Below are 13,389 nucleotides of genomic sequence, written 5' to 3'. Positions count from 1 at the left end.
ATAGTAGAGTGAAGTTATACCAAAGGATGATGAACAATGACAGACTTGACTATGAAGTTTAAAGAGAAAATTCATTTTCAAGAGAAGATTACATTTAATAATTTGGACGAAGTTCTAAGAAAAACAACAAATATCTTCCCGTTTGAAAACACGAGTATTATGGCGAGAAGTACAACACCTATTACGAAAGAATTAATTGAAGAAACTTGTTTAAACAATGGATTTGGTGGTGTTTGCTATCATTTGAACCCTTTGCTTTTTTATGTATTAAAAGATGAAGGATTAGATGTAAAATTAGTAAAAGGGAATGTCTATGATCACACTAATCAAACATGGTCAAGTACTGGGGACACGCATGTATTTATCATTCTCACTAAAGAAAATAAACCTTTCTTAGTAGATACAGGTTTTGGCAATAATTTACCTTTAAAAGCTGTACCGTTAGACGGTGAAGAAGTCAAATCAGCGAACGGTTTTTTTAGAATCACATACAATAACGATGAATATATTTTAAATATGAAAAAAAACGGTGTACATGATTGGAAAACAGGGTATAAATTCTCTTTGGCAAACACTATACAATCAGAAGATGAATTAACGACCATACAAGACACCATTATTCATAGTGAATCATCACCTTTTAATAAGGGTTATCTATTCACATCTATTAGAGAATATGAAACGGTTACGTTGACAGAAAGTTCCTATACCCTAAATGTAGGGGGAAATATAACGAAAAGAAAAGTAGCAACAGCTGAATTTTTACAATTAGCTAAAGATCTATTTGGGATTACATTAAAAAATAAATAAAAAACTGGAGCCTTTATTAGGCTCCAGTGTGAATGAATTATGCGAACAATGCCAGTTCCTCTTCTATTTTAATGCGTATATTTTCAATGCATTCCGGCAAGTCTTTTCCAAATATCCTTTGTCCGTTTACAAGCGCATATGGTCTCATTTTGCAAAGACCACATAAGTTTTGACAATCATAGCTCATAACAGCTACTTCGGGATATTTTTCTAATAGTGCTTGCAACGCTTCTTCTGACAAGAGGTTCATGTCGCAAATTTCTAGTAATATTAAACCCATGGTTATCACACTTTCTTTCGTCTCACAAAGTACTAGATAAATACATGATTTCATGTTATTTTATTTTTATACCTTTCAGTATAAAAATGCATTGACTTTTTGTAAAGCATAACAGATTGGAGTAAAAAAATGAACATCAAAGAAACATTACGTCAGCTATTAACGAATAGTGATATCTATCATCAAGAGCCGATGTCAAAACATACATATATACAGGTTGGTGGCGAGGCGGAAATTTACGTACAGCCAAGAAATACTGAAGACGCACAAAAGGTCGTAAAATTTGCCTTCGATAAAAAGATTCCTCTAACTTTACTTGGAAAAGGAGCAAATGTCATTATTAGTGATCATGGTTTACCTGGAATTGTGTTAAACCTGAATCATTTTAATGATATTTCTGTTAATGAAAAACAAATATCAGCAGGTAGTGGCGCTGAAATTATTCATGTTTCTCGTACTGCATATGAACACGGGCTAGATGGGTTAGCGTTCGCATGCGGGATACCAGGAAGTGTAGGCGGTGCGGTATTTATGAATGCAGGGGCATACGGTGGTGAAATCTCGAATGTATTAACAAAGGTCATTGCTTTAAATACGGAAGGTGAGTTATTAACGCTAACACCAGAAGACTTCGATTTTGCTTACCGTACAAGTGCATTTGCTAAGAAAAAGCTAATTGTACTAGAAGCGACATTCACGCTACAAAAAGGAAATAAAGCAGACATAAAAGCAAAGATGGATGAATTTACCTTTGCGAGAGAATCGAAACAACCACTAGAGTATCCTTCTTGTGGTAGTGTCTTTAAACGACCTCCTGGATACTTCGCTGGGAAGTTGATTCAAGATAGCGGCTTACAGGGCTTAACGGTTGGGGGCGCGCAAGTGTCGACGAAACATGCAGGTTTTATGGTGAATATGAATGAAGCGACTGCTAGTGATTATATTCAGCTCATTCATCTTGTACAAGAAAAGGTCTTTGCCAATTTTGGTGTGAAGCTAGAAAGAGAAGTACAAATTTTAGGGGATTATGAGGAGAATGAAAGGGGAAAGAATCATGAGTAAAACAGATTTATTTAAAGAAGTCATGGGTAATTACCCTACAGGTGTCACTGTTGTCACAATGATGGACGAAGAAGGCACACCTATCGGTTTAACGGTGAATTCATTCGCTTCTGTTTCATTAGATCCAATGTTATTATTGTGGTCAATAGATAAAAGAGTATCTTCTTATGAGAAGTTCACGCAAACGAAAAAATTCGCTGTCCATGTATTAGCTCATGATCAAGCAGAAGTTTGTTCATTATTTGCTTCAAAAGGTCTTGATCGTTTTAAAAATACTGATTGGTCTGAATCAGCCAATGGATTGCCAATTATTGCTGATTGTGCTGGTGTATTTCAATGTGAGATGCATGACACAATTGAAGCTGGCGACCACAGTATTTTAGTGGGAAAAGTAATTGATATAGAAAACAATAAAAAAGAACCTTTATTATATCATAAGCGTAAATTCGCAGGTATCCCTGACAGTTTTTATGAGTGAAATGAATAATTTACATAAACAGGACGGACAAAAGCCAAAAGCACCGTTCTGTTTTTTTATTATATAGTTTAGTTTTTAGGGAGGGTAAAGATGGATACAGTGCTTCAAATAGAAAATGTCTACTGGTCAAGAAATCAGGAGCTCATCCTACAAAATATGAATTGGCATGTAAATAATGGGGATCATTGGGCAGTGCTTTGTTTAAATGGATCACCACATTATTAAATATGGTTATGGGCTATATTTGGCCAACTAGTGGACAAATATCAGTATTGGGACATACATACGGAAAAGTAGATTTACAGCAAGTAAGGCAATCCATTGGATGGGTATCCTCTTCTTTTCAAGAGAAGATTCGTCCATATGAGCGAGTACAAGATATTATAGTAAGTGGGAAATACGCATCTATCGGACTTTATGAAGAACCTTCAACGGATGATATTGAAGAAGCAAATGAATGGTTAGAGCAATTCCATTTAACCCAATTACAGAATGAAACTTATCAAACTTGCTCTCAAGGTGAGAAACAAAAAATATTAATCGCTCGTGCCCTAATGGCCCATCCAAAATTGCTCATTCTTGATGAACCAACAACGGGACTAGATTTTGTTGCTCGTGAACAGCTGCTGGATTCAATTGCTCGTATCTCAAAACAAAAAGAAGCGCCGACCATTATTTTCGTTACCCATCATATTGAAGAAATCATTCCTATTTTCAATAAATCTCTATTAATCAAAGACGGTACGGTATTTAAAAGTGGAAATACATCTGAGTTACTTACGAGTGAAACATTAACTGATTTTTTTGGCATAACAGTTGAAGTAGACAGGTATTCAAAAAGAATGTCTTTGAAAAAAACATATTGACACAAATATGAAAATAGTGGTAATATTCAAAAGACGCTATTTACAAATGAGAGGAGGTAAGGACGATGAAAGCAAGAGTGAAGGCATTCATGAATACAAATTCATATTCGTCCCTACCTTTTTTTCGATAATGCTTTATTCTTTTAATGAATAGAGGTATGGCAACACGTTCATACCTTAGAAGAGAAATGCGGCCTCTTTATGGGGGCCGCATTTTCTTTTTTTTGGAGAAGTAAATAGGGGAGATAAACAGAGACTTGCCATGTAAATTTCGGTGCAAGTCGAGTTTTTCTAATAGATAGTTGAATAAAGATAAGGGGATGTTAAAGATGAACAGAAAACAAAGAATATTACTATTAAAAAAGCAGCGTATAGGTTGTGGGTAGAGGAATCAGACAGCAAGAGAGGAAAGGTTGTGAAATAAATGTTTGATGTGTTAAAGAAACTCGGTTGGTTTTTCAAAAAATACAAAAAGCAATACGGTATCGCCGTTCTATTATTGATGTTAGCTACTGTATTAGAAATTATTCCACCGTACTTAATTGGGGTCATTATTGATTACATTACAGAAGGTGAAATGACGCGTGATTTACTCATTCAGTATGTAGCGGTCTTCTTAGGTATTATTATTTTTAGCTATATGTTAAATTTCTTTTGGCAATACGGTCTATTCGAAGGATCCGTCAACTTGCAACGATTAATGCGGCGAAAATTAATGAGCCAATTCTTGCGTATGACACCGACTTTTTATGAAAAAAATCGCACCGGAGATCTTATGGCCAGGGCGACCAATGATTTGAATGCTGTCTCGTTAACCGCAGGATTTGGGATTATGACGTTGATTGACTCTACTTTCTTTCTCGGTGGTATTATCTTAGCGATGGGCTTCATGATCTCGTGGGAACTTACTTTTTTCGCCATGTTACCTGTCCCAGTTATGGCCATATTAATTCAATATTATGGCAAACTTGTCCATGAAAGGTATATGAGAGCACAAGATGCTTTTGGCGAGATGAATGATAGTGTTTTAGAATCCGTCTCTGGTGTTAGAGTTATTCGCGCCTATGTGCAAGAGAAGGCAGATGAACAACGTTTTGCTGATATGAGTGAAGATGTTTTTGAGAAAAATATGCATACCGCCAAGATAAATGCTTTATTCAATCCAATCACAACAATTGGAACCGGCATTAGTTATATTGTCGCACTAGGTTATGGATCAGTATTAGTGGCTAATGGAGACTTATCTGTTGGGCAATTAGTTACCTTTAATGTTTATTTAGGATTAGCGGTTTGGCCAATCTTTGCTATTGGTGAGTTAATCAATGTGATGCAACAAGGGAACGCTTCTTTAGACAGGGTGCAAGAGACATTAAATTATGAAGCGGATATCATGCCGCCAACAAAACCTTTAGCAGTCGATAAGCCCCATACTTTACAATTCCAAGAGTTAACCTTTCAATACCCTACGAGTAAAGTCGTTAACCTCTCAAATATTAATTTAAGCTTAAGAAGTGGTGAAACGTTAGGAATTGTGGGTAAAACAGGCGCAGGGAAAACGACCTTTATTCGCCAATTGTTGAGGGAGTATCCTTTAGGAGAAGGAGGAATATCTATTGATGATATCGACCTTTCCCAACAGACGAAAGAACAAGTATTAGATTGGATTGGTTATGTACCGCAAAGTCACGTGCTTTTTTCTCGAACAATTAAAGAAAATATATTATTCGGTAAAGAAGATGCCACAGACGAAGAAATAGAAAAAGCGATTGATTTGGCTGCTTTTACAAAAGATTTAGCTTATCTTCCGCTCGGGTTAAATACGTTAGTAGGTGAAAAAGGTGTTTCCTTATCAGGGGGACAAAAGCAGCGGGTATCGATTGCTCGCGCATTAATTAAAGATCCTGATATTTTAATATTAGATGATTCCTTATCTGCTGTAGATGCAAAAACAGAGTCTGCAATTATCAGCAATATTCAACGCGAAAGAGCGGGAAAAACGACAATTATTACAACACATCGTTTATCAGGTATTCAACACGCAGATCAAATTATTGTTTTAGATAATGGTGTGATTACACAAGTAGGTACACATGATGATTTAATTAATGAAGACGGTTGGTATAAAGAACAGTATGTACGCCAACAGCTAGAGGGGGCCAATTCATGAGCACAGGCAAACAATTATTATCGTATGCGCTAAGGTTTAAAGGCACCATTTTACTCGGGTTGTTATTTCTATCCATTGCAGTGTTCACTGACCTAGCGGGCCCCTTTATTGCTAAACACATCATTGATAATCATATGACAGTCGGCCAATTTGACTTTACACCAATTCTATACTTACTCATTCTATATTTCTCGTTATCAATTTGTACGGCTATTTTCCGTTATTTTATGTATTTACAATTACAAAAGGGTTCAAATAGAATTATTCAAGCATTAAGAAAAGATGTATTCAAGCATATTCAAACATTACCAATTGGTTTTTTTGATCAATTACCATCTGGTAAAATTGTTGCAAGAGTGACAAATGATACAGAGGCAATAAGAAACTTATTTGTGCAAGTACTTTCGAGTTTTGCTACGAGTGCCATTTCTATAACTGGTGTCTATATTGCCCTATTCATTTTGAACTGGAAAATGGCTTTAATCGCACTCGTTATGATACCAATCGTTTATATTTGGATGATTCTATATAGAAAGTATGCTTCACAGTATAATGACGTGATCCGAACAAAAATTGCTGATATTAATGCAATGATCAATGAATCCATTCAAGGGATGACTATTATTCAAGCTTTCCGTCGAGAAAAACAAATGACGAAAGAGTTTGATGAAATGAATGAAGAACATTATCAATATGAGAGAAAGCTAATTATTCTTGATTCTGCGACTTCTCATAACCTTGTAAATACGTTAAGGCTACTGTTATTTACATGTTTTATCATTTATTTTGGGACACAATCATTTAGTGGTACACAAATAGTGACAGCTGGAACACTATATGCTTTTGTTGACTATTTAACAAGACTTTTTAATCCGATTACAAATATTGTGAATCAATTTTCGCAAATGGAGCGTTCACTCGTAGCCGGTAATCGTGTATTTGAAGTCTTAGCACTAAAAGGTGAGAAGGTATCTAATGAAAAGATACCAAAATATAAAGGGCATGTGGTGTTTGATCAAGTATCCTTCGCATATAAAGAACCTGATTTTGTTTTAAAGGATATTTCATTCCAAGCAAAAAAGGGAGAAACGATTGCGCTCGTGGGTCATACAGGTTCAGGAAAAAGCTCGATTATGAACTTATTATTTCGCTTTTATGATCCAACAATCGGTAAAATTTATATTGATGGAGTGGATATTACGACGATACCACGACAAACGATTCGTGAACATATGGGGATAGTTTTACAAGACCCGTATCTTTTTACCGGGACTATTGCTTCGAATGTAAGTTTAAATCAACCTAATATTACAAGAGAAAGAGTGGAGCATGCGATTCAGTCAGTTGGTGCTGATCGAGTGCTATCACATTTAGAAAAAGGGATAGATGAACCGGTAATTGAAAAAGGAAGTACTTTGTCTTCCGGTCAAAGACAATTAATCTCGTTTGCACGGGCGCTCGCTTTCGATCCAGCGATCCTAATCCTCGATGAAGCAACATCAAATATCGATACAGAAACGGAAGAGATTATTCAAAACGCAATGAATGTTCTAAAACAAGGAAGAACCACTTTTATCATCGCTCATAGACTGTCTACAATTAAAAATGCTGACCGCATTTTGGTGCTTGATAAAGGTGAAATCAAAGAACAAGGCAGTCATGAAGAGCTCATTGCAGCAGGTGGTATATACGAACAAATGTACGAGATGCAAGCGAAATCTTTACAAGCATAAGAAAAAAACCAATCTGAGTATAAATCTTAGATTGGTTTTTTTATTTAACTAATAAATTAAACGAACTATGTTCCAAATATTCAATAGGAAGAAAATTAATAAATACACAATTAAGAGTAAAAAAAATCTTGAGGGAAAAGTTAATAATAGAGGTGATTAAGATGAAAAAAATGTTGATCTTACTTTTTTTCGCACTATTATTATCATTTGTTTCAACAGTTTCAGCACAAGGACTTCCGCAAGTGGAATTGTTTGATGTGGAAGTCAACGACGTTGTAAAAAAACGCCCCCCTAATGAACAAATACAACAAGAAGCAACATCCATTCTTCAATCAATCAATGGGATATATGTGAAGATTAATCCTATGCCTAAAGACGGCTATATGGTTCGTATTCCGTTGGCACCATCATTGACCGTAAAAAACAAATGGTTTAATGATTTTATCAACGAAATGGTATTAATTATTCCTGAAGAAGAAGAACCTTATATTATGTTATTAGATGACGAAAATCATCCCCACTTCCTCATAGCACAACGAGATTTCTACCAAATAGTGACACTTATAATTGGCGAATCAAACAGCTTAAGATGAAGATGACAAGATTAAAAGCTACCAAAGAAGAAGCAATTGTGAACATTATCGTGGATTGCTTCTTCATATCGTTGTTGTATACTCGGAAAAATGTTGGTTTTTTAATATAGGAACGGTTTGGTAAATATTTAAACGGCTACAATGCTTCACATCTTTTTCAAACCCTCTTTCTCTTAATTCTACTCCACTCGTACATTCCCATATTAATCTACTAAGTGTTGATTTTGAATACTGAAAAGCGCCAATACACACTTGCACCTCAGCTGATCGCTTTCCTTCTATCCTAGAAAGGATGGCCCCAGCCCCCAAGTAGTCTTCCATTGCAGGACGAAGGGAGTCTTCAAATTCTTTCAGGCCATTCCATAATTCTCCACAAGGAACAACAGTAATATTAGCGTTTAATGAAGCGGATAATTGATTTGCAGCTGATGCTACTGCAGAAGCGTTTAATAAAGAGCCAATGAATAAAGCTGGTATATGGGAGGCAATCCAAGTACAAAAGGCACCATTTAAGGAACTCAAAACATATTTTTGCCTATCATGTGAGTGGTTAAATGTAACAGGTGATAAAGTGGGTGCACCTAATCTCGCTGCCTCAGCTCTCCCAAGAATATATTGCGCTCCCAATGATTGCGCGTATGCTTTGCCATTTAAATGAGGGGGATAAGGATATATGATTGCTCCATAATTTAAACCCGTTACAACTGTAGAAGAAAAACTGAGGACATCAACAATAATCACAATATCTCCTCGATTTGCTGCTTCTCTCACACCACGTTTTCCCCATTCTATCTGACATTCAGGTAAGTATGAAATGATTATTCTCCTCTTTTCTAAATGACTTTATTTTGCTGCATTCGCGGTTAAATAGTTTAAGATAACATTTTTCATTGTTACTAGTTGATGCTGCGCAGGTAATTCCGGTTCGATTATATTAGTTTTGCTTTGTACAGCAAGTTTAAATGTGAAAACAGTGAAATTGTTAATAATGGTTGGAATTACTTCTCTGGCATTAATATCTGAGCGAATTGTTCCATCATTAGCGCCAGCATCAATCATGTCGAAAAAAAGGCTAAACAATTGATCTCGGACATTTAAATAACATCGATTTTCTTCAAAGGAAAAATTGTTGACAGCAATGTAATTGACGATATAGTCTAAAATTTTCGGTAATGCGCCTGATTCTTTGTTTGAATGAAAAATGAAGAAATCCAAAAGGTAGGTGATTTTTTCAAGGTACGAGATATCTTCTTTTTTACTCAATTCTTCCATAAAAGAAAGCAATATTTTCAATTTCTCAGCAGCAACCTCATCGACAATCATATCTTTTTTTGGAAAATGTCTAAATATCGTTGCAACACCCATTTCTGCTTTGACTGCTATGTCATTCATTGTTGTTTTTTCAATACCATTTTCAACAAATAGAATTTCTGCACTTTGTAAAATCTTTTCTCTCTTTTTCTTTTTCGTATTCTCTCTCATAATACCGGCTTAACTCCTCATATTTTTTGCGAATGCATAAGCATAACTATATTTCATTTATATTATCATAACTATTTCATGAATTTCTCTTTTCTAAGGGTACGAACAGAAAAATAAAATAAATGATAGCATTAAAAAATAATTTACAATTGTAAAAAAACTTATTTACTAACAAACGGCCGCATGATAAAATACCCATGATAGTTAAACTATTATTTTTAAAAAATTCAATTTAATCGTTGGGATAAGGGGGAAAAGAGATGTCTGCAAAGAAACCAGAGAAATGGGATTATGAAACCGATGTCGTTGTCATGGGAACAGGGGGAGCAGCATTAGTTGCAGCCATTACGGCACACGACCAAGGAGCTAAAGTTGTTGTTTTAGAAAAGACTCATCAAATCGGTGGAACAACAGCTTTTTCAGGTGGTGTACCATGGATACCGTTAAACAGATATATGAAAGAAGTAGGATTAGAGGATACAAGAGAAGATGCACTTGCCTATATTAATCGTGTAACTGGTGGCAAAGTACCAGATCCGAAATTGCTTGAGGTATACGTTGATAACGCTTACAAAGCGATTGATTATTTATATGAGCATACTCCGGTAAGATTCGCTGTACCGGGAAGTTATCCAGAATATTATAGTTATTTTGAGGGTTCTAGAAAGGGACGTTCATTAGATCCCCTTCCATACGATTTAAATGAAATTGGTGAATGGGGAGCACTCATTCGTCACAATCCAACTTTCCCACCTTTAACACTTGAAGAAGGTGGAGCAATTGGTGGAATTGACTTCGTAAAGGTCGCAGAGCGAATGGAAAATAATATTGTGACAATGGGACGATCACTAATCGCTGGATTGGTTAAAGGTTGTTTAGATCGAGGTATCGATATTGTGATGGAAACATCAGGTAAAGAGCTTGTGTTAAATGACGAAGGTGAAGTCATTGGCCTCATTGCTGAAAATAAAGACAATCAAATTTATTACCGTACCGAAAAAGGAGTGATGTTAGGTTCAGGTGGTTTTGAATGGAACAAGGAATTAATTAAAACCTTTTTAAAAGGTGAGATTACTCATCCACTTACACCTTGGGGGAATGAAGGCGATGGCTTAATTATGGCCATGGAAGCTGGAGCAGCATTAGGGAATATGAGTGAGGCTTGGTGGTATCCGACAATGCAAGATCCCACGTTTGAATATGAGGATCGTGTGATGAACCAATTAGCTTCAGGCGGTCGTACGGGTCCTAATAGTATTATTGTAAATGGTAAAGGGAAACGTTTCGTCCATGAAGGAACGACCTACAATGATTTACCAAAGTCATTTTATGAATTTGATCCAGTGAATGTAGAATGGCCAAACGAAAAAAATAACTGGATGATTTTTGATCAACAAGTAAAAGACGCTTCCATGATTGTTACTGTTATGCCAGGTGAAGATGCACCAGAATGGATGACGAGAGCAGATAGCATAAAAGAATTGGCTAGTAAGATTGATATCAATCCAGATGCCCTAGAAGAAACTGTCAATCGTTGGAACAGCCAAGTTGAAGCAGGGGAAGATAAAGATTTCCACCGTGGAACAACTTTCTTTGAAGGTTTAGCACTTGGCGGAGGTAATAAGGAACTAAACCTTGGAAAGATTGAAAAAGGTCCTTTCTACGCTGTACAAGTTCACTTTGGGAGCTTAGGCACAAATGGGGGACCAAAAATAGATGAAAACGGACAAGTAATCAGTTTACGTGGTAATAAGATTAAAGGTTTATATGCAGCAGGAAATGCAGCGATGGGCATCTTCGGCCAAGGATATGTTAGCGCTGGTGGAACAATTGGGCCTGCACTTACATTTGGTTACTTAGCAGGATTGGCTATAAGTCAAGAAAATGAATGATGAAGTTAAATACAAAAAGTGAGGGAGTGCATATATATGCCAGCAGGAACACATACCATTACGTTACCAGTGGGAATTGAAGAAATCTGGTCTTTTGTAAGCGATATGAACAAATGGGCCCCATTAGTCCCTGGTTACATCGAACATGAAATTCTCAATGAAAATGAATCGACTTGGGCTTTTAAAGGTGATTTAGGGTTTATGAAAAAAACAGTTAAGCTAAAAATAAATATTATAGAATGGAAAGAACCAACAACAGTTACCTTCGATTTAAAGGGGATTTCGGATAACTTTAAAGGAGGCGGTTATTTTAATGCTGTTGTTGTTAATGATCGAACCACGGAAATGACGGGTAATCTGGACATCACGGCCGGTGGTGCTATGGGTCCAATGATTAATCAAATCCTAAAATCATTTGTACCAAAAACAACTGAAGAATTAACTGAAGCTGTTGGTGGGAAGATTTATGAAGTTGTAAATGCATAAACAATCATGATAAAACATTCGCTTATTTCTTGGCGAATGTTTTTGTTTCCTATTATCAACGAATGTAAAAACAAAGTAAATTTTTTATTAGCACATGTTTTTATCTTGTCAAAGGTAGATGAGCATTATATAATTTAAAGAACTATAACGTTGCACTTTATCTTTTGGTTAATTACCTAAAGAAATGTTAGACAATTGTAACGTTTCACTTTCAAAAAGGGAGTAATGGAAATGATTAATTGTTTAGTAAAATGCGTTACTGATTGAAAGCTTATAATTTTAAGGTTAAAAGAAGGATAAATAATTTTAAAAAATAATTATGTAAAAACATTTTTTACCATTATTTCTATCATATACTATTATAGGTTAGTACGATCACAAACATAGTTATTAAACAATATATAAGAAGGTATAGGTGACATAGCTAGAATGCTTAAAAAATATGCTCTAAAAATGGGTATAGGAATGAAGAAAATTCATTTATCTACTAATGAAAAAGAATATAAAGAAGGCCATATTATTGAAGGTGGCATAAAATTTTTTGGTGGTCTTATCCCACAGAAGATTAGAAGATATGATATTGATTTGATTGCTTGCAACCAAAAAAATGATAAAGAAGAAATTGTGAGATCTCACTCTGTATTTTGTTCGATTCCTGTCCAACCGAATGAGCAAAAAGAAACAGTATTTACATTGGAAATTCCATCAGCAAATGAGATGAATGCTCAAGATAATGATTATTATATTCAAGCGAACTTTATGCTCGATCATAAATTAGAGCAATCAGTAAGAGTTGCAGTGAAAATTAGCCCCTTAGCAACTATGTAAATTAAATAATCAAAGGATAGAGCGATCATACAAAATGATGGCTCTTTTTTATAAAGGAGTAAAAAACACTTGCAAATCGTAATGATTACGTTTTATACTATGAGTTGAAAGTATCTGATTGTTTTTAGTTTTTATGAATAGGAAACGGAAAGGAGATAAAAAATTGAGAGTTAAAATCACACTAGCCTGCACAGAGACGGGTGATAGAAATTACATTACTTCAAAGAATAAAAGAAATCATCCAGATAGAATTGAACTGATGAAATATTGTCCACGGTTAAAGAGAAAAACTTTGCATAGAGAAACAAAGTAGAGAATTTAGAATATAGAAAAGGAATGGTGAAAGTTGGCTAAGAAATCTAAAATAGCAAAAGAAAAGAAACGGCAAGAATTAGTGAAAAAATATGCAGAAATTCGGAAGGAGCTGAAAGAAAAAGGTGACATCCAAGGTATTAGAAAACTACCGAGAGATTCGTCCCCGACAAGGTTAAAAAACAGATGCGAATTAACCGGAAGACCTAGAGGTTATCTTAGAAAATTTAAGATGTCTCGTATAGCTTTTCGCGAATATGCACATAAAGGTCAAATACCAGGCGTTAAAAAATCGAGTTGGTAATCCACAATCCTTATTAGATGGGAGTATATAAACGAAGATAAGAAGAGTATATTTTTAATTATTAAATCGTAATCATTTTGATTTATAGGGGTGTTT

Annotated in this window: 14 protein-coding genes and 1 pseudogene; 12 read left to right on the top strand and 3 right to left on the bottom strand. The window is 35.3% G+C overall.

The window, feature by feature from the left end; translation table 11 throughout:
* Positions 1-36: 36 nt before the first annotated feature.
* Entirely contained in the window at positions 37-810 is a 774-nt protein-coding gene (locus MKX78_RS12650) for an arylamine N-acetyltransferase family protein (protein WP_095373210.1), read from the top strand.
* Between the two features lie 37 nt (positions 811-847).
* Here MKX78_RS12650 and MKX78_RS12645 read toward each other — a convergent pair whose 3' ends face one another.
* Complete coding sequence (locus MKX78_RS12645; protein WP_095373211.1) at positions 848-1,090, bottom strand: DUF1450 domain-containing protein; 243 nt, start codon at positions 1,088-1,090, stop codon at positions 848-850.
* A gap of 129 nt (positions 1,091-1,219) precedes the next feature.
* On the opposite strand from MKX78_RS12645, the gene murB reads away from it, so the two are divergent.
* The 6 genes and pseudogenes from murB (at position 1,220) to MKX78_RS12615 (ending at position 7,989) form a co-directional block, all read left to right on the top strand.
* On the top strand, positions 1,220-2,152 hold the full coding sequence (gene murB, locus MKX78_RS12640) for a UDP-N-acetylmuramate dehydrogenase (RefSeq protein ID WP_307318521.1): 933 nt from the start codon (positions 1,220-1,222) through the stop codon (positions 2,150-2,152).
* A complete protein-coding gene (locus MKX78_RS12635) occupies positions 2,145-2,630 on the top strand; it encodes a flavin reductase family protein (protein WP_307318525.1) in 486 nt (161 codons plus the stop codon). The genes murB and MKX78_RS12635 overlap by 8 nt, the downstream gene beginning before the upstream one ends.
* A gap of 90 nt (positions 2,631-2,720) precedes the next feature.
* A pseudogene (locus MKX78_RS12630) lies at positions 2,721-3,496 on the top strand (ABC transporter ATP-binding protein).
* A 424-nt stretch (positions 3,497-3,920) separates the two neighbouring features.
* Positions 3,921-5,663 (top strand): ABC transporter ATP-binding protein, encoded by a 1,743-nt coding sequence (locus tag MKX78_RS12625; RefSeq protein WP_095373214.1) that lies wholly within the window; start codon positions 3,921-3,923, stop codon positions 5,661-5,663.
* A complete protein-coding gene (locus tag MKX78_RS12620) occupies positions 5,660-7,396 on the top strand; it encodes an ABC transporter ATP-binding protein (protein ID WP_095373215.1) in 1,737 nt (578 codons plus the stop codon). The genes MKX78_RS12625 and MKX78_RS12620 overlap by 4 nt, the downstream gene beginning before the upstream one ends.
* 161 nt (positions 7,397-7,557) lie before the next feature.
* Positions 7,558-7,989: a hypothetical protein gene (locus tag MKX78_RS12615; protein WP_095373216.1), complete on the top strand. Its 432-nt coding sequence runs from the start codon at positions 7,558-7,560 to the stop codon at positions 7,987-7,989.
* Between the two features lie 63 nt (positions 7,990-8,052).
* On the opposite strand, the gene MKX78_RS12610 is transcribed toward MKX78_RS12615, so the two are convergent.
* Positions 8,053-8,760 (bottom strand): 2-phosphosulfolactate phosphatase, encoded by a 708-nt coding sequence (locus MKX78_RS12610; protein WP_307318531.1) that lies wholly within the window; start codon positions 8,758-8,760, stop codon positions 8,053-8,055.
* 72 nt (positions 8,761-8,832) lie between these two features.
* Complete coding sequence (locus MKX78_RS12605; RefSeq protein ID WP_307318534.1) at positions 8,833-9,471, bottom strand: TetR/AcrR family transcriptional regulator; 639 nt, start codon at positions 9,469-9,471, stop codon at positions 8,833-8,835.
* Positions 9,472-9,731: 260 nt separating this feature from the next.
* Here MKX78_RS12605 and MKX78_RS12600 point away from each other — a divergent pair, with 260 nt between their 5' ends.
* The 5 genes from MKX78_RS12600 to rpsN all read left to right on the top strand — a co-directional run bounded on the left by MKX78_RS12600 (position 9,732) and on the right by rpsN (position 13,293).
* Positions 9,732-11,363, top strand: a complete 1,632-nt coding sequence (locus tag MKX78_RS12600; protein WP_307318536.1) for an FAD-binding protein — start codon at positions 9,732-9,734, stop codon at positions 11,361-11,363.
* A 36-nt stretch (positions 11,364-11,399) separates the two neighbouring features.
* Complete coding sequence (locus MKX78_RS12595; RefSeq protein WP_307318538.1) at positions 11,400-11,849, top strand: CoxG family protein; 450 nt, start codon at positions 11,400-11,402, stop codon at positions 11,847-11,849.
* Between the two features lie 429 nt (positions 11,850-12,278).
* Positions 12,279-12,677: a sporulation protein gene (locus tag MKX78_RS12590; RefSeq protein WP_307318540.1), complete on the top strand. Its 399-nt coding sequence runs from the start codon at positions 12,279-12,281 to the stop codon at positions 12,675-12,677.
* Between the two features lie 163 nt (positions 12,678-12,840).
* Entirely contained in the window at positions 12,841-12,990 is a 150-nt protein-coding gene (gene rpmG, locus MKX78_RS12585; RefSeq protein ID WP_095373222.1) for a 50S ribosomal protein L33, read from the top strand.
* Between the two features lie 33 nt (positions 12,991-13,023).
* Entirely contained in the window at positions 13,024-13,293 is a 270-nt protein-coding gene (rpsN, locus tag MKX78_RS12580; protein WP_307318543.1) for a 30S ribosomal protein S14, read from the top strand.
* Positions 13,294-13,389: the final 96 nt, after the last annotated feature.

The sequence above is a fragment of the Cytobacillus sp. FSL R5-0569 genome, assembly GCF_038007265.1.
Taxonomy (GTDB): domain Bacteria; phylum Bacillota; class Bacilli; order Bacillales; family Cytobacillaceae; genus Cytobacillus; species Cytobacillus kochii.
This window is presented reverse-complemented; position numbering and strand designations above follow the sequence as displayed.

Bases quoted from the DNA above. Each gene is read 5' to 3' on its own strand.
- MKX78_RS12625 (WP_095373214.1), top strand. From the start codon at position 3,921: ATGTTTGATGTGTTAAAGAAACTCGGTTGGTTTTTCAAAAAATACAAA.
- MKX78_RS12620 (WP_095373215.1), top strand. From the start codon at position 5,660: ATGAGCACAGGCAAACAATTATTATCGTATGCGCTAAGGTTTAAAGGC.
- MKX78_RS12590 (WP_307318540.1), top strand. From the start codon at position 12,279: ATGCTTAAAAAATATGCTCTAAAAATGGGTATAGGAATGAAGAAAATT.
- MKX78_RS12615 (WP_095373216.1), top strand. From the start codon at position 7,558: ATGAAAAAAATGTTGATCTTACTTTTTTTCGCACTATTATTATCATTT.
- MKX78_RS12645 (WP_095373211.1), bottom strand. From the start codon at position 1,090: ATGGGTTTAATATTACTAGAAATTTGCGACATGAACCTCTTGTCAGAA.
- MKX78_RS12600 (WP_307318536.1), top strand. From the start codon at position 9,732: ATGTCTGCAAAGAAACCAGAGAAATGGGATTATGAAACCGATGTCGTT.
- MKX78_RS12635 (WP_307318525.1), top strand. From the start codon at position 2,145: ATGAGTAAAACAGATTTATTTAAAGAAGTCATGGGTAATTACCCTACA.
- MKX78_RS12605 (WP_307318534.1), bottom strand. From the start codon at position 9,471: ATGAGAGAGAATACGAAAAAGAAAAAGAGAGAAAAGATTTTACAAAGT.
- murB (WP_307318521.1), top strand. From the start codon at position 1,220: ATGAACATCAAAGAAACATTACGTCAGCTATTAACGAATAGTGATATC.
- MKX78_RS12650 (WP_095373210.1), top strand. From the start codon at position 37: ATGACAGACTTGACTATGAAGTTTAAAGAGAAAATTCATTTTCAAGAG.
- MKX78_RS12595 (WP_307318538.1), top strand. From the start codon at position 11,400: ATGCCAGCAGGAACACATACCATTACGTTACCAGTGGGAATTGAAGAA.